The 21,375-nt window shown below is 71.5% G+C and carries 16 protein-coding genes and 2 tRNA genes; 8 read left to right on the top strand and 10 right to left on the bottom strand.

The window, feature by feature from the left end:
- Window positions 1-343 precede the first annotated feature (343 nt).
- Complete coding sequence (locus FHG10_RS14210) at window positions 344-1,348, top strand: LacI family DNA-binding transcriptional regulator (RefSeq protein ID WP_152353977.1); 1,005 nt, start codon at window positions 344-346, stop codon at window positions 1,346-1,348.
- A 60-nt stretch (window positions 1,349-1,408) separates the two neighbouring features.
- Here the strand turns inward: FHG10_RS14210 and FHG10_RS14205 are convergent, their stop codons facing one another.
- The gene (locus FHG10_RS14205; RefSeq protein WP_152353976.1) at window positions 1,409-2,044 is read right to left on the bottom strand and encodes a TetR/AcrR family transcriptional regulator C-terminal domain-containing protein; all 636 of its coding nucleotides are present in this window, start codon (window positions 2,042-2,044) and stop codon (window positions 1,409-1,411) included.
- A 66-nt stretch (window positions 2,045-2,110) separates the two neighbouring features.
- Between FHG10_RS14205 and FHG10_RS14200 the strand changes: the two genes are divergently transcribed.
- Window positions 2,111-3,055 carry a quinone oxidoreductase family protein gene (locus FHG10_RS14200; RefSeq protein WP_193636329.1) on the top strand — a complete coding sequence of 315 codons (945 nt, stop codon included), beginning with the start codon at window positions 2,111-2,113 and terminating at the stop codon, window positions 3,053-3,055.
- A gap of 83 nt (window positions 3,056-3,138) precedes the next feature.
- On the opposite strand, the gene FHG10_RS14195 is transcribed toward FHG10_RS14200, so the two are convergent.
- On the bottom strand, window positions 3,139-4,164 hold the full coding sequence (locus tag FHG10_RS14195) for a helix-turn-helix transcriptional regulator (protein WP_152353975.1): 1,026 nt from the start codon (window positions 4,162-4,164) through the stop codon (window positions 3,139-3,141).
- 62 nt (window positions 4,165-4,226) lie between these two features.
- Between FHG10_RS14195 and FHG10_RS14190 the strand changes: the two genes are divergently transcribed.
- Window positions 4,227-6,479: an excinuclease ABC subunit UvrA gene (locus tag FHG10_RS14190; RefSeq protein WP_152353974.1), complete on the top strand. Its 2,253-nt coding sequence runs from the start codon at window positions 4,227-4,229 to the stop codon at window positions 6,477-6,479.
- Window positions 6,480-6,501: 22 nt separating this feature from the next.
- On the opposite strand, the gene FHG10_RS14185 is transcribed toward FHG10_RS14190, so the two are convergent.
- Complete coding sequence (locus FHG10_RS14185; RefSeq protein WP_152354024.1) at window positions 6,502-7,347, bottom strand: alpha/beta fold hydrolase; 846 nt, start codon at window positions 7,345-7,347, stop codon at window positions 6,502-6,504.
- 67 nt (window positions 7,348-7,414) lie between these two features.
- On the opposite strand from FHG10_RS14185, the gene FHG10_RS14180 reads away from it, so the two are divergent.
- Window positions 7,415-7,894 carry a MarR family winged helix-turn-helix transcriptional regulator gene (locus FHG10_RS14180; RefSeq protein WP_227488268.1) on the top strand — a complete coding sequence of 160 codons (480 nt, stop codon included), beginning with the start codon at window positions 7,415-7,417 and terminating at the stop codon, window positions 7,892-7,894.
- A 52-nt stretch (window positions 7,895-7,946) separates the two neighbouring features.
- Here FHG10_RS14180 and FHG10_RS14175 read toward each other — a convergent pair whose 3' ends face one another.
- Window positions 7,947-9,896, bottom strand: coding sequence for a hypothetical protein (locus tag FHG10_RS14175; protein WP_152353972.1), 1,950 nt, complete (start codon window positions 9,894-9,896; stop codon window positions 7,947-7,949).
- A gap of 233 nt (window positions 9,897-10,129) precedes the next feature.
- Here FHG10_RS14175 and FHG10_RS14170 point away from each other — a divergent pair, with 233 nt between their 5' ends.
- From FHG10_RS14170 to FHG10_RS14160, 3 genes are all read left to right on the top strand, one after another.
- Window positions 10,130-10,738: a TetR/AcrR family transcriptional regulator gene (locus FHG10_RS14170; protein ID WP_152353971.1), complete on the top strand. Its 609-nt coding sequence runs from the start codon at window positions 10,130-10,132 to the stop codon at window positions 10,736-10,738.
- A 138-nt stretch (window positions 10,739-10,876) separates the two neighbouring features.
- Entirely contained in the window at window positions 10,877-12,118 is a 1,242-nt protein-coding gene (locus FHG10_RS14165) for an MFS transporter (protein ID WP_152353970.1), read from the top strand.
- Window positions 12,115-12,522 (top strand): Dabb family protein, encoded by a 408-nt coding sequence (locus tag FHG10_RS14160; protein ID WP_152353969.1) that lies wholly within the window; start codon window positions 12,115-12,117, stop codon window positions 12,520-12,522. The genes FHG10_RS14165 and FHG10_RS14160 overlap by 4 nt, the downstream gene beginning before the upstream one ends.
- Before the next feature lie 104 nt (window positions 12,523-12,626).
- Here the strand turns inward: FHG10_RS14160 and FHG10_RS14155 are convergent.
- From FHG10_RS14155 to FHG10_RS14150, 3 genes are all read right to left on the bottom strand, one after another.
- Window positions 12,627-12,699: transfer RNA gene (locus tag FHG10_RS14155), tRNA-Ala, on the bottom strand.
- A 22-nt stretch (window positions 12,700-12,721) separates the two neighbouring features.
- Window positions 12,722-12,868 (bottom strand): DLW-39 family protein, encoded by a 147-nt coding sequence (locus FHG10_RS18045; protein ID WP_193636328.1) that lies wholly within the window; start codon window positions 12,866-12,868, stop codon window positions 12,722-12,724.
- 23 nt (window positions 12,869-12,891) lie between these two features.
- Window positions 12,892-12,965, bottom strand: a tRNA-Ile gene (locus tag FHG10_RS14150).
- A gap of 285 nt (window positions 12,966-13,250) precedes the next feature.
- Between FHG10_RS14150 and FHG10_RS14145 the strand changes: the two genes are divergently transcribed.
- On the top strand, window positions 13,251-14,894 hold the full coding sequence (locus FHG10_RS14145; protein ID WP_227488267.1) for a molybdopterin-dependent oxidoreductase: 1,644 nt from the start codon (window positions 13,251-13,253) through the stop codon (window positions 14,892-14,894).
- 417 nt (window positions 14,895-15,311) lie between these two features.
- On the opposite strand, the gene FHG10_RS14140 is transcribed toward FHG10_RS14145, so the two are convergent.
- The 3 genes from FHG10_RS14140 to gyrB form a co-directional block, all read right to left on the bottom strand.
- Window positions 15,312-16,097: a DUF3566 domain-containing protein gene (locus FHG10_RS14140; RefSeq protein WP_152353968.1), complete on the bottom strand. Its 786-nt coding sequence runs from the start codon at window positions 16,095-16,097 to the stop codon at window positions 15,312-15,314.
- 3 nt (window positions 16,098-16,100) lie between these two features.
- On the bottom strand, window positions 16,101-18,767 hold the full coding sequence (gyrA, locus tag FHG10_RS14135) for a DNA gyrase subunit A (RefSeq protein ID WP_406565168.1): 2,667 nt from the start codon (window positions 18,765-18,767) through the stop codon (window positions 16,101-16,103).
- A gap of 341 nt (window positions 18,768-19,108) precedes the next feature.
- Window positions 19,109-21,187, bottom strand: coding sequence for a DNA topoisomerase (ATP-hydrolyzing) subunit B (gene gyrB / locus FHG10_RS14130; protein WP_152354022.1), 2,079 nt, complete (start codon window positions 21,185-21,187; stop codon window positions 19,109-19,111).
- Window positions 21,188-21,375: the final 188 nt, after the last annotated feature.

Here is a 21,375-nt window from a genome sequence, read left to right as displayed (position 1 = left end):
CGAGGGGCTGGATGCTTCGTTGCGGTCCGAGGGAACAGGGGAGGCTCCTCCGGGGCGCCTCGGAGTTCGGAAAGGGGAGGATCGAGGAACCGCGTCGTCGCGAGTGATCGATCACTCGATTCTCACGTTAGAGGGTGATCGATCACTCGGCAAGGGGTCAATGTGCTTGCCGCGGGTTGCCATGGGCGGCTCGGGGTGCGGACGATTCGCCCGGACCGCGCGCCGCGCGGGAAGATGCAACCGGGGCCGGCAGAGCAGCGGCAGAGCGGCGGGAGAGCTCCGCTGCGCAGCGCACCGGCGCTCCCACCAGCCGAGGGGCCGGAGCACGAGAGCAGGGGACGACATGGAAGAGACGACCGGCAGGGCGACGATCTGGCAGGTCGCGGCGCGCGCGGGAGTCTCCCACCAGACGGTCTCCCGGTTCGTGAACGGGGACCCGAGGATGCGCCCGGAGACCCGCGCGCGGGTCTCCGCGTCGATCCGCGAGCTCGGATACCGCCCCAATCTCAGCGCGCGCTCGATGCGGACCCGACGCAGCCAGCGCATCGCGGTGGTGCTTCCGCCGATGATCCACCAGGGGCTCGCGATGGCGCTGGGAGGAGCCGTCCTCGCCGCGAACGAGCAGGGCTACGCCGTGCAGGTCGTCAGCGAGTCCGGCGGACCGCAGGAGCGCGCCGACCGCGTCCGCGACATCGCGGATTCGGGCGAGGTCGACGGGGTGCTGGCCCTCGTGCCGCTCCCCCCGGAGTCGCAGGGCTCCTACCCGCCCCGGGCTGCGCTGGTGATCGCCGACGACTACGACGAGGGCAGCCGCTCCATCGGCGAGCTGGCCGATGCGACGCCGATCGCGGAGATCGTCGAGCACCTGGCGGACCTCGGTCACCGCCGGTTCCTCCACATCACCGGCGAGCTGCGATTCTTCTCGGCCCGGGAGCGACGACGCGTGTTCGTCGAGACCATCGAGAGGCTCGGCCTGGGCCCGGCGCGCGTCCACGAAGGGGCGTGGACCGCACAGGCGGGGCGCGAGGCGATCGCCGCCCTCGACGGCCGGGAGCGGCCCACCGCGATCGTCACCGCATGCGACCCCACGGCCGCCGGCGTGCTCGAGGCCGCCGCCGAGAGGGGCTGGGCCGTGCCCGCGGACATCAGCGTCACCGGGTGGGACAACCACGTGCTCGGGGCGAACATGCGCCCCGCGCTGACCACCGTCGACACCGATCACCGCCAGCTCGGGAGGAACCTCATGCGCAGACTCACCGCCGCGCTGCGCCACGAGGATCCGCCCGAGGACGAGGCCCCGCTCAACGAGATCCTGTGGCGGGGCTCCACGGGCCCGGCACCGGAGTGAGGGGACGGCGGGGCCCGCCCGCCTCACCTGCCGACGACTCCGGCGCGCGACCGGGGGCGGTCACTCCCCCAGCGTCGTGGCCACCCCCGTGAGCACCATCGCCAGCTGGGTCTCGAACCTCGTATCCGGATCGGTCCGCACGCGCCCCGTCCGCCGCACGAGCGGGGCCCCATCGCCGATGAGCGCATCCCGGGACTCCGCGTCGTAGCGCTCGGGATCCTCCTCGGCCGACTGCGCGCGCTCCTGCTCCTCGATCACGAAGCCGACCACGAAGGCGGTCACCAGCTCCGCTGCGTCCACGGCGGTCTCGAGCGGGATGCCGCCCGCGGTCCACGCCTCGAGCCACGGCTCCTGGGCGCGCAGCACATCGGGGTCGGTGAGCCGGGTGCCGCTGAAGGTGCGGGCGCCGTCGCGGTGCAGCAGGTACTCGCCGCGCAGGGCCCTCGCGTACTCGCCGAGCGACTCGAGCGGGGTCGCCCCGGAGCCGGGGGCGGCGGAGGCCATCACCCGGCGCTGGATCTCCGTGCCCATCTCGTCCAGGAGCTCCTGCTTGCCGTGGACGTGCCAGTAGAGGGCGGGCGCCTTCACGCCGAGCCGGGCGGCGACCGCTCGCACGGTGACGGCGTCTGCTCCCCCGTCGTCGAGCACGTCGAGAGCCGCCTGCACGATGCGCTGCCTGGTGATCCCCTTCGCCATGCTTGACACCTTAACAAAGTTATAGCATGCTCGTGCTTGACGTTGAACTTAGTTAAGGAGCAGCACATGCGCGCCGCAGTCATCACCTCCCCCGACACCGTCCCTGCGCTCGCCGAGTTCTCGGATCCCGAAGCCCGCCCCGGCGAGCAGCTGGTGTCGCTGGTCGGCGCCGGGGTCCACCAGGTCGTCCGCTCGCTGGCGAGCGGGCGCCACTACGGCAGCACGCACGAGTACCCGCTCGTGCCGGGAGTCGACGCCGCGGCCCGCACGGAGGACAGCACGCTCGTCTACACGGGGTTCGCCCGCGACCCCTGGGGGACGATGGCCGACTCCATGGCCACACGCTTCGCCCTGCCGCTGCCGGCGGGGTGCGACCCGCTGGCCGTGGCCGCGGGCATGAACCCGGCGATGTCGGGCTTCATGCCGCTCATGGATCACAAGGAGGAGCGAGGAGAGCTCGGCACGGTGCTCGTCCTCGGCGCCACCGGCATGGCGGGGCGCGCCGCTGTCCAGACGGCATTCGCCCTCGGGGCCGACGCCGTCCTCGCGGCCGGCCGCGACGGCCGGGCCCTGGCCGAGCTGCGGGCCCTGGGGGCGCAGAGCATCTCGATCGCCGGCTCGGGCGAGGAGCTCGAGCAGGCGATCGCGGAGAACGAGCCCTCGCTCGTCCTGGACTACGTCTGGGGACCGGTCGCCGAGTCGGCCTTCGCGGCGCTCGGGCGGCAGGGCCTCGCGGAGGACCCCCGCACCATCTCTTATGTCCAGATCGGGAGCCTCGCCGGCGAGCACGCAGCGCTGCCCGCGAGCCTCCTGCGGAGCCGCCCCATCGCCCTGCGCGGGAGCGGGGCGGGCTCGATCAGCACCGACGCGCTGATGTCCCGGCTCCCCCGTCTTCTGCAGCTGTTCGCAGACGGGACGATCGATCTCCCGTACACCGCCTACCCGCTGCAGCGGGTCGGCGAGGCATGGGCGCACGCGGGACGCTCCCGCGCGGTCGTCGTGCCCGACTGAAGCAGCCGGCAGGTGAGAACGCGAGTGCGGTGCCTCGGTCGACATCCGCCGGACGCCGGCAGGGCTGGATCGACATGCGCCGATCAGGGGAGGAACGGATTCGTCTCCTTCTCGTCCGCATGCGCCGCGAGGGTCCGACGAGCGAGCGCGAGGACTTCGTCGCGCACGGACTCCGGCTCGAGTATCCGTGCCTCCCCGGGAAGTTCCCCGAGCAGGTGGGGCACCCATTGCCACGCCCTCACGTGCGCGGTGACCCGCGTGACGGGACGGCGCCGGTTCTGGAGCACCTCGAGCTCGAGATCCTCGAAGGGCAGGGCGTCGGCGATCTCCGCGGGCCCCGCGCCCACCTCGAGGACCGCCCGCAGACGATCCCGCTGCACGCCCCGAGCGAGGCTCTCCATGCCCGCGTCCGCGGGAAGTTCCCGACGCGGGAACCTGGCGCCCGTCGTCGCGTGAGCTCGCATCCGGTCGAGCCGGAACGTGCGCCAGTCCGTACGCTCCCGGTCCCAGCCCCACAGATACCAGCGTCCGTACCGGTGGAGGAGCCGGTGGGGTTCGACGCGGCGCACCGGGCCCTCGGCGGACGTCGACCCTCGGTAGACGAAGCGCACGACCAGCCTGCCCTCGATCGCGAGCGCCAGGGAGGCGAGGTCTTCGGCCGCGATCGCCGGCGAGCGCGGCACTCCCACTTCGAGGGCCTCCCGCAGAGCCCCTGCGCGCGGACGCAGCCGGCGGGGCAGCAGCTGTGCGAGCTTGGCGTGCGCCTGCTCCGCGACCTCGGCGAGCGCTCCTCCCTCCCTGCCGGTCGATGATCCTGCCGTCCCATCGGCCCCGGACGCGGCCAACATCGCCAGCCCCAACTGCACGGCGACGGCCTCGTCGTCCTCGAGCACGAGCGGCGGGACGCTCGCCCCCGCTCCGAGCCGGTAGCCGCCGCCGGGGCCGCGCCGTGACTCGACCTGGTAGCCGAGCTCCCGCAGACGCTCGGCGTCGCGCCGCAGAGTCCGCGCACTCACGCCCAGTCGCGAGGCGAGCTGGAAACCCGTCAGCTCCCGCCCCGTCTGCAGCACCGTGAGCATCTCCAGCGCCCTGCTCGTCACGTCAGCCATGGCTCCGAGAGTAGAACGTATTGAGGTCAGGATCCGACCGGAACCGTCGTTACGGTCTCGTCATGCCCGCATCAACTCCGACCTCCGTCCCCATGATCAGCATCCGCGGCGCCCGCACCCACAACCTCCGCGACCTCGACGTCGACATCCCCCGGAACCGGCTCGTGGCCGTCGCCGGCCTCTCGGGCTCCGGGAAGTCGTCCCTCGTCTTCGAGACCATCGCTGCCGAGGCGGGCTTCCAGCTCAACGAGACGTTCCCGCCGTTCGCCCGCAACCGCCTGCCCCGCTGGTCGCGGCCCGATGTCGACGCGATCCACGGCGTCTCCCCCGTGATCGTCGTCGACCAGAAGCGCCTGGGCGGGAACGCCCGCTCGACCGTGGGGACGGTAACCGACGCCTGGTCGTCCCTGCGCCTCCTCTTCTCGCGCCTGTCAGACCCGCACGTGGGTGACTCGGGAATGTTCTCGTTCAACCTGCCCGGCGGCATGTGCCCCACCTGCTCGGGCCTGGGCCAGGTCGTGACCAGCGCCGTCGACAGCTTCCTCGACCCCAGCCTCTCGCTCGAGCAGGGCGCGATCCGCCTGCCCGGCTTCGGCAGCGGAGGATATTGGTACCGCCAGTACGCCGACATCGGCAGCTTCGACACCACGACTCCGCTGAACTCATGGACCGAGGACGAGCGCCGTGCCCTCCTGTACGGCGGTGATGCAGCCGCGCGGTTGGCCATCAGGCCCCCCAAGGGCTACGAGGGGGTCGTCGAACGCTTCGAGCGGATCTACCTGCACACATCGGACGAGCTCTCAGAGCGGAAGGCTGCCGCAGTGCGAGAGTTCACGCGTGCCCAGACCTGCCCCGACTGCTGCGGAGAGCGCCTCGCGGAGGCGCCCCGCACCGCCCGGATGCTGGGCCGCACGATCGGAGATATGGCGCGGATGGAGATCACCGAGCTCGTCGACGTCATCGCAGAACTCGACGAGGCGTCAGTCGCACCGGTGCGCGACGCGCTCGTGGCCCGCCTGCAGGCGATCCACGACATCGGGCTCGGCTACCTGCAGCTGGACCGCGAGACGACCACCCTCTCGGGCGGGGAGTCCCAGCGGATCAAGACGGTGAAGCATCTCGGATCGAGCCTCGTGGAGATGCTCTACGTGTTCGACGAGCCGACGATCGGGCTGCACGCGAGCGACGTCCACGCGATGATCCGCCTGCTCGAGGATCTGCGGGACTCGGGGAACTCCGTGATCGTCGTCGAGCACGATCCAGCGGTGATCGCCGCGGCGGATCACGTGCTCGAGATCGGGCCCGGCGCAGGTGAGGACGGCGGACGCCTGGTCCTGCAGGGGTCGGGGGAGGATCTGCGCCGCGCCGACTCGTTGACCGGCCGAGCGCTGCGCTCGGCGACACCCCTGAACCACTCCCCGCGGGCTGCGCGCGACGCGATCCCCGTCCGCGGAGCCCGGCGGCACAACCTGGACGGCATCGACGTCGACATCCCTGCGGGAGTTCTCACCGTGCTCACGGGGGTCGCCGGCTCCGGGAAGTCGAGTCTCGCCGCAGAGCTCGTCGCTCAGCACGAGGCCGTCGTGGTGGACCAGCGGCCCGTCGCCGCCACCCGTCGCTCGACACCGCTGACGTACACCGGGATCGCCGCCCCGATCCGCGGCCTCTTCGCCCCGGAGCACGGCGTGAGGCCGGGGATGTTCAGCGCGAACTCAGACGGGAGCTGCCCGAGCTGCCTGGGGCTCGGTGTCCTCCACATGGACCTCGCGTTCATGGACGGACAGCAGACGCCCTGCGAGGAGTGCGAAGGCACCGGCTTCAGGCCCGAGGCGCTCGCGATGACGCTCGACGGGCTGAGCATCGCCGACGTCGAGTCACTCACGATCGCCGAGGCCGCGCGGCGCCTGCCCGCGCCGAAGGTGCGAGAGGGCCTCGCGGATCTCGAGGCGGTGGGACTGGGCTACCTGCGGCTCGGCCAGCCGCTCTCGACGCTCTCGGGTGGGGAGAGCCAGCGCGTGAAGATCGCCAGGGAGCTGCGCTCCAGCTCACCGGGGAGCCTCTACGTGCTCGACGAACCGACGACGGGTCTGCATCCGGCCGACATCGAGACGCTGATGGCCGTCCTCGAGCAGCTGCTGGACGCGGGGCACACCGTGGTGGTGATCGAGCACGAGCTCGACGTGATCCGCCGGGCCGACCACATCGTCGACCTCGGCCCCGGCGCTGGGCGCCACGGCGGGCGCGTCCTCTACGAGGGGCCGGTCGCGGAGATCGCCGGGACGCCGACGGCGCAAGCTCTGGGCCTGGGTGGTTGAAGCCCGGGCATCGAACCCGCCCTCAGACCGCGTGCTGCGCGAGGAACGTCCTCACCGCGTCGTCGTACGCCTGCGACCGCTCGAGGTTCGGGTAGTGCGCAGCGTCGGGGATCTCGGCGTACCGGCCGTCGGGCACCGATGCGGCGAGGCGCTGTCCCATCCGGCGATGGTCCGCGCCGTCGATCGCCCCGCAGAGGGCGAGCACGGGCACGTCGATCCGTCCCAGTCGCTCCCACGTGCGGGTGACCGGGGTGAAAGGGATCGGCGCGATCGGGGTGCCGTGCGCATCGAGCCGGAGGTGGTGGGCCACCGTGTCCCGGGCCATCGTCTCGACGAGCTCGACCACGGACGGCTCCACGTCGCCGCGCCCGCTCTGCGGACCCGCGGTGAACTCGCTGAACACGGAGATCCAGGTCTCGAGGTCCCGCGAGGTCTCGGCCGCCTTCCAGCGACGCAGGGCGTCCAGGCACCAGGGATCCTCGAAGGTGGGCTCGCTCGTGCCCGTCCCGCCCACCACCAGCGCCGATGCGCGCCCGGGGTGCTCGAGGGCGACGTCCACCGCGGTGCCGCCTCCCATCGAGATGCCCGCCAGCACGGCGCGCTCGATGTCGAGCGCGTCCAGGAGCGCGACGACGTCGTCGGCGAGCCGGTAGGGGGCCTCGGCATCGGAGGAGCCTCCGTGCCCCCGCGCATCGGGCACGATGACGCGGCGCTCGGGGAAGGATCCGAGCTGCGGTCCCCACATGCGGTGGTCCACGGCTCCGCCGTGCAGGAGCACGAGAGGGTCCCGGTCGCCGGGCTCCGCGGTGGTCGGAGGGATGTCGAGGTGCGCGATCCTCTGGTCGGGGAGCGCGAGCTGCTGCGTCATCGCATTCATGACACCCAGGTTGTCATGTTCCATGCACAATGACAACCGAGGTGTCATACTCGATGACGTGAACACACCGCTGGAGCCCGATGACCTGGCCGATCGTCTCGCGGAGGTCTATGTCGCGATCGGACCGGTGTACCGCACGGTCGCGCGGATCGTGGAGCGCAGCGAAGGCGCGATGGGCATGTCCACGGGGGTGCGCAACGTCCTGGACCAGCTGCGCCGCGGCGGCGATCGCACGGTGCCCCAGCTCGCTCGCGCCCAGGACCTCAGCCGGCAGTTCGTCCAGCGGATGGTCAACGACGCCTCTGCGGCCGGCTTCGTGGAGCTCCGCGAGAATCCCGCGCACCGCCGCTCGTCCCTCGTGCATCTCACGACCGACGGCGAGAGGGCGATCTCGGCGGTGGCCGCCCGCGAGCACGAACTCATGACCCGGGTCGGCGGGGGGATCACGGGAGCGGAGATCGACGCGACGCTGCGGATCCTGCACCACATGCAGCTCGCGCTCGAGGAGATCGACGAGCCGTCGGCCCCATCGCGCTGACCCCGCGCCCGCGGCCCCGCCCCGGGCTCGGGGTCGCGCGCGCCGGTGCTCCTCAGCCTCCCGAGAGCAGCATCCGCAGCTCGCCGGCCCGGGAGGCGAGGGGCCACAGGCGGGTCTCGCCGATGATCACGAGCTCGCGGCCCGGAGGCGTGACATGGTGCGCGATGTCGGTGATCAGCCCGCAGATCTCCTCGGGGGCGGGCAGGCGGTCCATGAGCCGAGTCCGCCTGCCGCCGACGTCCAGGATCAGGGCGCGCTCTTCTCCGTCGACTTCGGTGATCCGCAGCTCCACGTCGTCGCGGCCGACGGACCGGGCGAGCTTCCGCGCGGCCGTGGGCAGTCCCTCGGCGCTCTGGTCGGCGATCTCCCGTGCGGACCACACGCACACGTGCCCGAACACCGAGCGGTGGCCGCGGTGGGCGGCACCCAGCAGACCGACCCAGGTCGCATTCTCGGCGGCCGCCTCGGCGAGGCACCTGTCGGCCGCGTGGGCGAGAGCGATCCCGCAGCTCTCGAGCGCGGCGAGCCTGCCCGAGGGGCTCATGGCGAGCATGAGGTCGTGGGCGCTCGTGCGGTCGGACCACTCGCCCCAGGTGCGCTCCTGGGTGGCCGCGGCGAGATGCCGGCCCTCGTCGCCGAAGGCGATCCGCGCCATCTCCAGCACCTCGTCGGCCTGCCAGAGCGCGACGAGCGCGGCGATCACGGGCGTGGTGCGCGAGCCGGGGCGGAGCGCCACCCAGCGCTGGGCGTCATCGCGCAGCTCGGCGGCCGCGGCATCGAGGAACTCCTCGGCGTCCCAGTAGGGGCGCCTGCCGCCGCTGAGACGCACGTGGGCGCCGACTTCCGTGCCGTCGATGCGGGCGGTGACCTCGAGGACGCCCTCCTCCGCGGTCGCGATGCCCACGCGCGGGATCGCGAGCCCGGGGCGGGCGACCTCTGCCATGGCGCGCACGCTGCGCGTGAGGATCGCGACGATGTGCGCCGAGGGGCCTTCGTCGGGGATCCGCTCGGGGAGGTGCACGATGCCGCGCAGCAGGCCGCGATGGGGAAGGCCGCTGGGGGTCGAGAACAGGTCGTGGTACGGCCGGTCGCACTTGCGCGGCACTCGGGCGGGGCCTCGCACCGGCAGCTGGGAGGCGACGTCATCGGTCCAGGGCACCAGGCCCACGCGGCGCAGGTTCTCGAGCTGGTCCGCGAGCGCCATCGGCGCATGCACGCCGGTCCATGCCGGCACCTCGACGGACGCCACCGCGAGCCCGGAGGTCATGCGGAAGGCGTCGAGGGTGAAGGGGACCTGCTCGGAGGTCGAGTGGTGCTCGACCCGCTCGAGCCACTCGCCGCCGGCGCGCAGCGCGGGCGGCAGCACCTCGGCGATCAGCCCCCGCACCGCCGCCTCGTGGGCCGACGGCACGACGAGGCACAGGTCGGGGCCGTCCTCGACGAGGTCGCGGTACATGACCAGGCGCTGGCCCGCGGGCATGATCGCGCGGAGCACCGATCGCAGACGGTCCCGCAGCCCCGCGCGGATCCAGTCCACGACGGTCCCGCCGATGCGCACGCGGGCGGCGCCGTCACCGGACACGGGAGCGAGGTGCACGTCCCCGACGTCCGGGACGGCGCCGCGGAAGCGGTGGCCGATCCGACGGATCAGGGCGATCTGCTCGGCCAGGGGCATCTGGTCCTCGTCGACGTAGCCGGCGGCGAAGGCCAGCTCGTCCAGGTCGATGCGCACGCGCCGCTCGAGGGCCGGCACCCCGCCGACGTCCTCGCACAGCAGCCACCAGTAGCACGCCCGGCGGTGCGGGGGGATCGCATGCGCTCCGATGCCGCTCCCGCCGAGATCCTCGGGCGTCGCGCCGCGGGCGACGGCGCGCGCGAGCGTCTCCCGGTCGCAGTCGGGGTGGAGGTCCAGGCCGAAGGCGGCGAACTGGTCGATCTGCTCGTCGAGGGTGGGGCCGGAGGCCTCCAGGGGCACGGCGCTGCCCCGGAGGAAGTCAGCCATCGACGCCCCCTGCCAGCGCTCTCGCCCTTCGAGCCCCCACTCGCAGCACCTCTGCACTCCTTCTCCTGCCCGCCCCCGCGGTGCTCGGTCATCCCCTGTTCACGGTCACGCTATAGCCACATCACCGCGCGGCCGGAGCAACTCTGGGGTTCTTCACATATCGGACCAGTCGGGAAGAGAGATCGCACCTCAGGGCTTGCGACCCCGAAGAGAGTGAGTGTACAGTCACTCATATGAGCCCGACGAGCAGCTCCCAGAGCACGTCGCAGGGAAAGGTCCTCTCGACCGCCGACCTGCGTCGGCCCCAGGTCCTCTCCGCAGCGCTGAACGAGTTCGGCGACGGCGGCTACTACGGCACCACCGTGGCCGATGTGGGCCGCGCGGCGTCCATCTCCCCCGCGTACGTCTTCAAGCTCTTCCCCAGCAAGGAGCTGCTCTTCGCGGCCGCGCTCGAGGAGTGCTACGACCAGGTGATCGCCGCCCTGGTTCTCGAGGCCGACGCGGTCGACGAGGCCGGCACCGCCGGCGATCCACCGGACCCCACCACGATGCTGGATCGGCTCGGCGGCGCCTACGCGAAGCTGATCGGGGATCGGCGCCTGCTGATGATGCAGGTGCACGCGCAATCGGTCGCCGGGATCCCGGAGATCGGTCGGGCGCTGCGCGAGGGCCTCGCCCGCATCACCGCATTCGCCAAGGAACGCTCCCGCGGGAGCGACGAGGACGTCCAGCGCTTCGTCGCCTTCGGCCAGCTGTGCCACCTGCTGGTGACCGCCGAGATAGAGAACATCCCCGAGCCCTGGGCGCGCATCCTCGACCAGGGCATGCGCCACCCCGACTGACAGCACTGCGGGGATCGAAAGAATCGCCCGCTCCCCCAGTGCGCTCTCCCGAGAGTGAGTGACCAGTCACGCATACACCGGGACGGTGGACGGCCCCGGCCAGGCACCGAGAACCAGGACGACGAGACGGAGGACGACATGACCAGCACGCGCATAGCGCCGTCACCGAGAACCGCACGCGGCACCGCGCGCACACGGGCCCCCATCCTGCTCGCGGCCTCCGCGCTGACGATCATGGCGGCGGCGATCATCTCCCCGAGCCTGCCCGCGATGGGACTCGCATTCCCCGACGCCTCCCCCGTCCTGCTCCGGCAGACGGTCACGCTGACCTCCGCGGCGATCGCGGCCGCGGCGCCGCTCGCGGGGATCGCCATCCGACGGACCGGCTCCCGGACCGTGCTCGTCGGCGGCCTCGCGCTCTACGCCGTCGGCGGCACCGCAGGACTCTGGCTCCCGGGCCTGGGGCCGCTCCTGATCTCCCGACTCGTGCTCGGCGTGGGCGTCGGCATGGTCATGACAGCGATCTCCAGCTCCATCGCCGGGCTCTGGGGCGGCGTGAAGCGCACGCGCATGCTCGCGGGTCAGCAGGCGTTCGCGAGCCTCGGCGGGGTGGTGTTCCTCCCGCTGGCGGGGCTGCTCGCGGCGGAGAACTGGCGGGCACCCTCCATGCTCTACGCGGTCGCCCTGCTCCTCGTGCCCCTCGCGCTCCGCACTCCTCTGCTGCCGGGCTCGCGGCGCCGTCACCGCGGACCGCGAGAACCGCACGCACAAGGCGCGCGCACCGACCGCGCGTCGTCCGGGCTGGCCGTCCTCGTCGTGGTCGTCGCGGTGCTCGGCACCGCCGTCTTCTTCATGGCACCCACCCAACTGCCGTTCATGTTCGCGCAGTCGGGACTGGCACCGGTGATGTCCAGCCTCGCGATCGCAGCGAGCACAGCCACCGGTGTGCTCGGAGCCCTCGCCTACCCGGCTCTGCGCGGCCGGCTCGGTTTCGCCGCGCTCATCGCGGGCGCCCTCCTGATACTCGGCCTCGGCTGGGCAGTCATCGGGCTCAGCGGCACCGATGCCCCGCTCGGCGTGATCACGGGGGCGCTGGTGGGCGGCGTCGGGGTCGGTGCCATAGTGCCCGGCCTCAACGCATGGATGAGCGAGATCGTGCCCGGCCCCCATCGGTCAACGGCGCTCGGAGGTGTCGTCGCCGGAGTCTTCGGCGGGCAGTTCCTCTCGCCGCTGCTGCTCGCGCCCGTCATCGGCGCGATAGGTCTCCGCGGGACCTTCCTGGTCTCCGCGGTCGCGCTGGCGCTCCTCGCGGCGACCGTCGTCGCCGCAGGCGCCCGCACCCACTCAGGAGAAGCACGAGAAGAGAGGACAGATCGATGATCTACCACGGCAACCGTCTGACCATGAAGGCCGACGTCACCCCCGAGCAGCGCGAGGAGGCCCTCGAGAGCCTCCGCCACCAGGGCGCGTCGATCGACGCGGTGAAGAGCTTCGTCGTCGGCCCCGACATCGGGGGTGAGTTCGAATACGGCGCCATCTTCGTGCTCGAGGACCTCGAAGGCTATTGGGAGTACCTGATGGCGCCGTCCCACCGGCACACCGACCGGATCGGACTGCCCCTGCTGGAGAAGTTCCATTCCTTCGACATGACGGACGACGGCGACCCGGAGATCGCCCGGAAGATCGCCGAGCTGCACCAGCGCCGATTCGCCCTGGACGCGGAGCTCACGAAGCTCGTCGAGGACCTGCCGCTCTACCAGGGCAGCGGTGCTCCCGGGGAATGAGCCGGCGGCGCCCATCGGGCGCCCGCTCACCGGTGGTCTGAACGGCCGCCCGTGAATGCCCAGAGGCCCCTTCCTGGAGGAAGGGGCCTCTGAGTGCTGGGCAGTGGAGACTAGGGGGATCGAACCCCTGACCTGAAGCTTGCAAAGCTACCGCTCTACCAACTGAGCTAAGTCCCCGTATCCGGGCTCTCGGAAGAGCTCAGGACTTCGACTGCTGCTCGCTGATCTTCTCGGCCTCGGCCCAGAGATCGTTCTCGAGCTTGTCCGCCTCGACCTTGCGCCACACCAGGATGCCTGCGACAGCGCTGGAGACGAGGACCGCGGAGTACGTGAGCAGCTTCTTCATCGGAACCTCCGAAAGCGTGGGAGTGGGCCTAACTGGACTTGAACCAGTGACCTCTGTCTTATCAGGACAGCGCTCTAACCGACTGAGCTATAGGCCCGTGTGCTGCGGATCCGGATCACCGGGCCGCACCGACGCTCAACTGTAGCGAAGCGTGAGCATCCGCGTCCAACCCGATGGGTGCCCTGTACCGGACATCACAGGCCCCTGACCGGGCCGGGAGCCGCGGCCCCGAGCACGGTCCCGCCCGCTGCGCCTCACCCTCGTCCCATCCCTTACGGCTTCGTCACAGGTGTCGACGTCCCTCGCGCACAGGAGCAGACTCGTATCGACCGCGCGCCCCGTCGATCGCCGATGCCGCCCGGTCGGGAAGGAGCGTCGCACCGTGGCCGATCTGCGCTCACGGCCGAGCACGGGCAGCGACCCGCGACGGCCGGCGGCACCCCGCTCTCCGCGCCGCATCCCGTGGTGGTCGGCCCTGGCCGGGATCGCCTCGGGCCTCGTCCTGCTCGCGGTCTCCGGGGTGTGCTCGCTGGCCTTCAGCTCCTCGTCCGCGCCGCTGATCGCGGTGGGGGGCGCATTCGTCGACGTGGTGCCACCGGGTGTGAAGGACCTGGTCATCGGCCTGTTCGGCACGCGCGACAAGCTCGTTCTCGGCATCTCGATGCTGCTGGTGTACGCCGTGGTGACGGGGCTGCTCGGGGTACTGGCGGGAAAGCGTCCGCGAACGGCGGCCGTCCTGCTCGCAGTGCTCGGCGTCGGCGCCGGCGTCTTCGTCCTCACCCGCGCCCAGAACTCCGCGGCCGACGTGGTGCCGACCCTCGCCGGGACGGTTCTCGCGGTCGTGGCCCTGCTGGTGCTGGTGGGCAGGCCCGTCCCCTCCTCGTCGGCCGACGGGCGGGACGCTCCCGCCCCTGCCGATGCGCCCTCATCCGCCACTGCGCGTCCCCCTGCCCCCGCACCGCCTCGCCGGGCTCTCATCGCGGGCACGGGCGTCCTCGCCGCCATCGTCGCCGCAGGCGCGCAGGGCCTCGCGACCAGCCGCGATCTGAGCCGGAAGGTCGCGCAGTTCGTGCTGCCCACTCCGTCGAAGCGCGCGTCCCCGATCCCGGCCGGGGCCCAGGTCGACCTCGCGGGGATGCCGCCGTTCGTCACCCCGAACGGCGACTTCTACCGCATCGACACCGCCCTCGCGGTGCCCCGCGTGGATCCCACGAGCTGGCGCCTGCACATCCATGGACTCGTGGACCGGGAGCTCGAGCTCGACTTCTCCCAGCTGCTCGACGAGCCCATGGTCGAGTCCCATGTGACGCTGACCTGCGTCTCCAATGTGGTGGGCGGCGATCTGGCGGGGAACGCCACGTGGATCGGGGTGCCCGTCGCGCGGCTCCTGGAGCGCGCCGGTGTGAAGGACGGGGCCGACATGGTCCTCTCCCGCTCGGCCGACGGCTTCACCGCCTCCACCCCGCTCGAGGCGCTCACCGATGGACGCGACTCACTGCTCGCCGTGGGCATGAACGGCTCCCCGCTGCCGCCCGAGCACGGCTATCCGGTGCGGATGGTCGTCCCGGGGCTCTACGGCTACGTCTCGGCGACGAAGTGGCTCACGGAGCTCACGGTGACCCGCTTCGCCGACCAGACCGCCTATTGGACCTCCCGCGGCTGGTCGGAGCGGGGCCCCATCAAGACCGCCTCGCGCATCGACGTGCCCCGCGAGGGCAAGGACGTCGAGGCCGACGGCGAGGGCGCCGTGATGATCGGCGGCACCGCCTGGGCGCAGCATCGCGGGGTGCGCTCCGTGCAGGTGCAGATCGACGACGGGGACTGGCTCGACGCCGATCTGGGAGCGGAGGTCACCGCCGACACCTGGACCCAGTGGTCCTTGCGCTGGGCCGATGCGCGCCCCGGGGAGCACACTGCCCGCGTGCGGGCGACCGACGGCACCGGCGAGCTGCAGACCTCGCAGCACGCGGATCCGGCGCCGAACGGCGCGAGCGGCTGGCACACGATCAGCTTCACCGTGGCCTGAGCCGAGCCGGGGCGGATCCCGGTGGGCCGGGGCCGGTGGGCTGGGCCGGTGGGCTGGGGCCGGTGGGCTGGGGCCGATGGACTGGGCCCGGTGGGCTGGGCCGGTGGGCTGGGGCCGATGGACTGGGCCTCCCGCCGACGCACTGACCTGTCCTCCAAGGGCCTATGTGCGACGCTCGCGCAATATACGACGCGAGTGTCGCGCCGGGGCCATTGCGTGACGCCGTCGCAGCCCAGTACCCCGGCGCCCGGCGCCCTCGCAGAAGCGCGCGGCGCCCCCCGCAGAAGCGCCCGGCACCGTCGTGGACGGTGCCGGGCGCTTGACCGTGAGTGCCTGCCGCGAGAATCCCGGGGCGGGAGTCCGCGACGGGGATCCTCTGCCGCCGAGGGCCCCCTGCCGGGGCTCCCGCGGGGCCGCTCACTCGTCGGTGAAGGTCATCTTCAGTCCGCCCAGAAGGGCGGCGACGATGTTGTAGAGGAACGCGAGGAGCGTGCCGAGCGCCGTGATGATGACGATGTCGACGACGGCGGCGATGGTCGCGTAGCTGATCATCTTGGAGAACTTGAAGTACTCCATGAAAGGCAGCGGCTTGTCGTTGTTGAGGTCGCGGCCGATCTCGTCGATCTTGTCCCAGATGCCGATGACCTCGACGAGGTTCCACAGCACGGCCACGGCGACGACGGTCGCGATGCCCACGGCGATCGCGATCAGGAACGACATCTTCATGACGGAGAAGGGGTCGATCCGCGAGAGCGTGAGGCGGATGCGGCGGGGCCCACCGGATCGGGTGGGCGCCTTGGCCGTCGCCTTCGCCGGGGAGCGGCTCGCCCCCCTGTTCGCGCCGTTCGCGCTGCTCGCGCCGACGGTCCCGCGGGAGTTCGCACTCGACGCGGAGGTCGCGGAGCCCGTGCGCTGGGGACCGGTCCGCTGAGCGGAGGAGGTGCCTGCGTTCTTCGCGCCGCCCGTCCTCGCGCCACCGGAGTTCGCACTGCCCGTCCTCGAGCCGCCGGCGCCGTTCGCGGAGCCCGCGGAGTTCGCGGTCGTCGCAGAGCCGTTCGACGCGCCCTTCGAGGAGGTCCTCGAGGAGCCCTTCGCGGGCCCCTCAGCGTCGTCGGTCGGCGTGAACGTGACCGTGGGCGCGCCCTCCGTGCCGCCGGCGCCGCCCGGGCGGCCGGGCGTCGAACCGTTCTTGCTGCTTGCCACGGGTCACTCCTCCGATGAGACGTCGCCGGTGGACGCGTCGTCGCTCGACGCGTCGTCGGACGCATCCGAGCCTAGAGCATCTGCGTCCCCATCCTCGGCAGACGCGTCGGGCGCCTGCTGCGCGGGATCGACCACGGGATCGGCCGACGACTCGGCCGACGGTCCATCCGCGCTGTCGGCCGGGGCGCCGCTCGGGCCGGCGGCCGACGGATCGGCCACTCCGTCCTCCGGATCTGCCTCGTCGAGGTCGACGTCGGACTCGGCGCTCACGGCGACCAGCACGATGTGGTCGTTCTTGCCGGGCTTGGCGAAGACGACGCCCATGGTGGTGCGGCCCTTGACGGGCACCTCCGCGACGCGCGAGCGCACCACCTTGCCCTTCTCCATCACGACCAGCAGCTCGTCGCCCTCCTCGACGACGGCGGCGCCCACCAGGTGACCGCGGTCGTCGGGCAGCTTGGCGACGCGGATGCCGAGGCCTCCGCGGCCCTGGACCCGGTACTCCTCGATGTCCGAGCGCTTGGCGAAGCCGCCGTCGGTCACGGTGACGACGTACGTGCCGGGACGCACCACGTCCATCGCGAGCAGCTCGTCGTCATGGCGGAACTTCATGCCGGTGACGCCGCTGGTGGCGCGGCCCATCGGGCGCAGCACGTCGTCCGAGGCGGGCATGCGCACGCTCTGGCCGTTGCGCGAGACCAGCAGCAGCTGGTCGTCGCCGTCGACCACCCGGGCGGCGACGAGCTCATCGGGCCGGGGCCCGTCGGCCGTCTCCATCTCGCGCAGGTTCACGGCGATGATGCCGCCCGTGCGGGACGAATCGAACTGGGTGAGCGCGGTCTTCTTCACGAGGCCGTGGCGAGTGGCGAGCACCAGGTACTCGGCGTCCTCGTAGCTCGAGATCGCGAGGACCGAGGCGATCTTCTCATCCGGCTGGAAGGCCAGCAGGTTCGCCACGTGCTGGCCCTTGGCGTCGCGAGGGGCCTCGGGGATCTCGTAGCCCTTGGCGCGGTAGACCCGGCCGGCGTCGGTGAAGAACAGCAGCCACTGGTGGGTGGTCGTGGTGAAGAAGTGCTGGACCACGTCGTCGTCCCGCAGGCTGGCGCCGCGCACGCCCTTGCCGCCGCGCTTCTGGGCGCGGTACTGGTCGGTGCGGGTGCGCTTGACGTAGCCGCCCTTGGTGATGGTGACGACCACATCCTCCTCGGGGATGAGGTCCTCCATCGACATGTCGCCGTCGAAGGGCAGGATCTCGGTCCGCCGGTCGTCGCCGTACTTGTCGACGACGCCCGCGAGCTCCTCGGAGACGATGTCGCGCTGGCGCTGCGGGGAGGCGAGGATCGCCTTGTACTCCTCGATGAGGGCCTGCAGGCGGTCGTGCTCCTCGATGATCTTCTGGCGCTCCAGGGCGGCCAGGCGACGCAGCTGCATCGAGAGGATCGCGTTGGCCTGGACCTCGTCGATCTCGAGCAGCTCCATGAGGCCCGTGCGGGCCTCGTCGGCGTCCGGGGAGCGGCGGATCAGCGCGATGACCTCGTCGAGCGCGTCGAGCGCCTTGAGGTAGCCGCGGTAGATGTGGATCTGCTCCTCGGCGCGGTCCAGTCGGTACTGGGTGCGGCGCACGATGACGTCGAGCTGGTGCTTCGTCCACTCGCGCACGAAGGAGTCGACCGACAGGGTGCGGGGCACCCCGTTCACGAGCGCGAGCATGTTCGCGCTGAAGTTCTCCTGCAGCTGGGTGTGCTTGTACAGGTTGTTCAGCACGACCTTCGCGACGGCGTCGCGCTTGAGCGTCAGCACGAGGCGCTGTCCGGTGCGGCCCGAGGTCTCGTCGTTGATGTCGGCGATGCCCTGGAGCCTGCCGAGCTTGACGAGCTCCGCGATCTTCCGGGCGAGCGAATCGGGGTTGACCTGGTACGGGAGCTCGGTGACGACGAGCGCCATCCGCCCGCGGATCTCCTCGGTGGAGACCACGGCGCGCTGGGTGATGGAGCCGCGGCCGGTGCGGTAGGCGTCCTGGATGCCTCGGGTGCCCACGATGGTCGCGCCCGAGGGGAAGTCGGGGCCCTTGATGCGCGCGAGGCACGCGTCCAGCAGCTCCTCCTTCGTCGCCTCGGGGTTCCGCAGCAGCCACTGGACGGCCTCGGACACCTCGCGCAGGTTGTGCGGCGGGATGTTCGTGGCCATGCCCACGGCGATGCCGGCGGAGCCGTTGCACAGCAGGTTCGGGAAGCGCGCCGGCAGGATCGTCGGCTCCTCGAGGGTGCCGTCGTAGTTGTCCTGCATGTCGACGGTGTTCTCGTTGATGTCGCGCACCAGCTCGAGGGCCAGCGGCGCCATCTTGCACTCCGTGTACCGCGAGGCGGCCGCGCCGTCGTCGCCGGCCGAGCCGAAGTTGCCCTGGCCCAGGATCAGCGGGTAGCGCATGTTCCAGGGCTGCACGAGGCGCACCATCGCGTCGTAGATCGCGGAGTCGCCGTGCGGGTGGTAGCCGCCCATGACCTCGCCGACGACCTTCGCGCACTTGGAGAAGGAGCGGTCGGGGCGGTAGCCGCCGTCGTACATCGCGTAGACGATGCGGCGGTGCACGGGCTTGAGGCCGTCGCGCACGTCCGGCAGGGCGCGGTCCACGATCACGCTCATCGCGTAGTCGAGGAAGGAGCGCTGCATCTCCTGGTTCAGGTCGACCTGGGTGATGAGGTCGCCCTCGCCCTCGTCGAGCGGGTCGACCAGGGTGATCACGCGCTCGGAGGCCTCGCCGACCTCGATCTGGGTGCCGCCCGCGTCGGGCCCGTCGGGGCCGACGGGCGCCCCGGAGCCGGTCGCGTCGTCGGAGGGGTCGGGGACGTCGCCCGCGCCCTCGGCGCCGGTCGTGGTGTGCTGGTCCCCGGGGTCGCCCGGGGTGCCGGGGTTCTCGGGGGTGTCGGAATCGTCGTTCATCAGCTGGCGCCTTTCGTTCAGGGCCTGTCAGTGCGGGTCGTCTCGGAGGGGCGGGGCGGGCTGGCGCTCGATCAGATGTCGAGGAAGCGCACGTCCTTCGCGTTCTCCTGGATGAAGCGGCGGCGGGAATCGACGTCGTCTCCCATGAGCACGGAGAACACCGCGTCGGCGTCGGCCGCCTCGTCGACGGTGACCTGCTTGAGGGTGCGCGAGGCGCGGTCCATCGTGGTGGTCTGCAGCTCCTGCCAGTCCATCTCGCCCAGGCCCTTGTAGCGCTGGATGCCGTTGTCCTTGGGGATCCGCTTGCCGGAGGCGCGGCCCTCGGCGAGGCGCGCGTCGCGCTCGTCGTCGCTGAACACGTAGTCGTGCGGGGCGTTGGACCACTTCAGGCGGTACAGCGGCGGCATCGCGATGAACACGTGGCCGAGCTCGATGAGCGGGCGCATGTAGCGGAACAGCAGAGTCAGCAGCAGGGTGCAGATGTGCTGGCCGTCGACGTCGGCGTCGGCCATCAGGATGATCTTGTGGTACCGCAGCTTGGTGGCGTCGAAGTCCTCGCCGATGCCGGTGCCGAAGGCGGTGATCAGCGAACGCACCTCCTGGTTGTCCAGGGCGCGGTCCAGGCGCGCCTTCTCGACGTTCAGGATCTTGCCGCGGATGGGGAGGATCGCCTGGGTGCGCGGGTCGCGGCCCTGCACGGCGGAGCCGCCGGCGGAGTCGCCCTCGACGATGAACACCTCGCACTCGGCGGGGTTGCGGGACTGGCAGTCCTTGAGCTTGCCGGGCATGCCGCCGCTCTCGAGCGGGGACTTGCGGCGGGTCGCGTCGCGGGCCTTGCGGGCGGCCTCGCGCGCGAGCGCGGCGCTCTGCGCCTTGCGCACGATGTCGCGGGCCTCGCCCGGGTGGGACTCGAACCAGTCGCCGACCTTCTCCGTCATCACCTTGGAGACGAAGGTGCGGGCGATGGTGTTGCCGAGCTTGGTCTTGGTCTGGCCCTCGAACTGGGGCTCGCCGAGCTTCACGGAGACGACCGCTGTGAGGCCCTCGCGGATGTCCTCGCCGGTGAGGTTCGGGTCCTTGTCCTTGATGAGGCCCTGCGCCTTGGCGTAGCGGTTGACGACGCCGGTGAGCGCGGAGCGGAAGCCCTCCTCGTGGGTGCCGCCCTCGTGGGTGTTGATCGTGTTGGCGTAGGTGTGGACCGATTCGGAGTACGCGGTCGTCCACTGCATCGCGATCTCCACGGAGATCATGACCTCGGTGTCCTCGGCCTCGATGTCGATGATCTCGGGGTGCACGATGTCGGCCCGTTTGACGGAGTTGATGTAGGCGACGAAGTCGCGCAGCCCGTTCTCGTAGCGGTAGGTGACGGTGCGCGGCTTCTTGGGGTCGGTGCCCTCGGCGGCGTCCTCGGCCTCGCGCGCGACGTCGACTGCCTGGTCGTCCTCCTCCTCGACCACCTGCGGGCGCTCGTCGGTCAGCGTGATCCGCAGGCCCTTGTTGAGGAAGGCCATCTGCTGGAAGCGCTTGCGCAGCGTCTCGAAGTCGTAGTCGACGGTGTCGAAGATGTCGGCATCGGCCCAGAAGGTGATGGTGGTGCCGGTCTCCTCGGTCTCCTCGCCCTCGACCAGATCGGTCGACGGCGCTCCGCGCAGGTAGGTCTGGCGGTGCACATGGCCCTCGCGGCGCACCTCGACGTCGAGCCGGGTGGACAGGGCGTTCACGACGGAGGAGCCCACGCCGTGGAGGCCGCCGGAGACGGCGTACCCGCCGCCGCCGAACTTGCCGCCCGCGTGCAGCTGGGTGAGCACGAGCTCGACGGTGGGCTTGCCCTCGGTGGGGTGCATGCCGACGGGGATGCCGCGGGCATGGTCAACCACGCGCACTCCGCCATCGACGAGCAGCGTGACCTCGATGGTCTCGCCGTAGCCGGCCATCGCCTCGTCCACGGAGTTGTCGACGATCTCCTGGACCATGTGGTGCAGGCCGCGCTCACCGGTCGACCCGATGTACATGCCGGGGCGCTTGCGGACCGCGTCCAGGCCCTTGAGGACGGTGATGTCGGAGGCGCCGTAGTTCCCTCCGGCGACCTCGGCCGAGAGCTGATGCTCGGTCTCCTCCGGCGTCTGCTGCTCGGGATTCTCGGCTGGCATCGCGCTGTCGCTCACGTCGGGGTTCGCTCCTCGGGTCTCGGTGCACACCAAGGGCGGGGTCATCCCGCCGACGGGTGCCGTGCTCGCCGACCGGCGGCATCGTGTGCCGCAGACGGCGCACCGATCTCCCCACGGCGCGAGTCCGTGCGATGACCTGGGGCGACCCGGAGCGAGCGGCCGCAGCCGAC

Source organism: Brachybacterium subflavum (genome assembly GCF_009299795.1).
Lineage (GTDB): Bacteria > Actinomycetota > Actinomycetes > Actinomycetales > Dermabacteraceae > Brachybacterium > Brachybacterium subflavum.
This window is presented reverse-complemented; position numbering and strand designations above follow the sequence as displayed.

Excerpts from the sequence above, each read along its gene's own strand:
- FHG10_RS14160 (WP_152353969.1), top strand. The coding sequence starts at position 12,115 with ATGATCTACCACGGCAACCGTCTGACCATGAAGGCCGACGTCACCCCC.
- FHG10_RS14170 (WP_152353971.1), top strand. The coding sequence starts at position 10,130 with ATGAGCCCGACGAGCAGCTCCCAGAGCACGTCGCAGGGAAAGGTCCTC.
- FHG10_RS14210 (WP_152353977.1), top strand. The coding sequence starts at position 344 with ATGGAAGAGACGACCGGCAGGGCGACGATCTGGCAGGTCGCGGCGCGC.
- FHG10_RS14165 (WP_152353970.1), top strand. The coding sequence starts at position 10,877 with ATGACCAGCACGCGCATAGCGCCGTCACCGAGAACCGCACGCGGCACC.
- FHG10_RS14195 (WP_152353975.1), bottom strand. The coding sequence starts at position 4,164 with ATGGCTGACGTGACGAGCAGGGCGCTGGAGATGCTCACGGTGCTGCAG.
- FHG10_RS14200 (WP_193636329.1), top strand. The coding sequence starts at position 2,111 with ATGCGCGCCGCAGTCATCACCTCCCCCGACACCGTCCCTGCGCTCGCC.
- FHG10_RS14205 (WP_152353976.1), bottom strand. The coding sequence starts at position 2,044 with ATGGCGAAGGGGATCACCAGGCAGCGCATCGTGCAGGCGGCTCTCGAC.
- FHG10_RS18045 (WP_193636328.1), bottom strand. The coding sequence starts at position 12,868 with ATGAAGAAGCTGCTCACGTACTCCGCGGTCCTCGTCTCCAGCGCTGTC.
- FHG10_RS14190 (WP_152353974.1), top strand. The coding sequence starts at position 4,227 with ATGCCCGCATCAACTCCGACCTCCGTCCCCATGATCAGCATCCGCGGC.
- FHG10_RS14185 (WP_152354024.1), bottom strand. The coding sequence starts at position 7,347 with ATGACGCAGCAGCTCGCGCTCCCCGACCAGAGGATCGCGCACCTCGAC.
- FHG10_RS14175 (WP_152353972.1), bottom strand. The coding sequence starts at position 9,896 with ATGGCTGACTTCCTCCGGGGCAGCGCCGTGCCCCTGGAGGCCTCCGGC.
- gyrB (WP_152354022.1), bottom strand. The coding sequence starts at position 21,187 with ATGCCAGCCGAGAATCCCGAGCAGCAGACGCCGGAGGAGACCGAGCAT.
- gyrA (WP_406565168.1), bottom strand. The coding sequence starts at position 18,767 with ATGCAGCGCTCCTTCCTCGACTACGCGATGAGCGTGATCGTGGACCGC.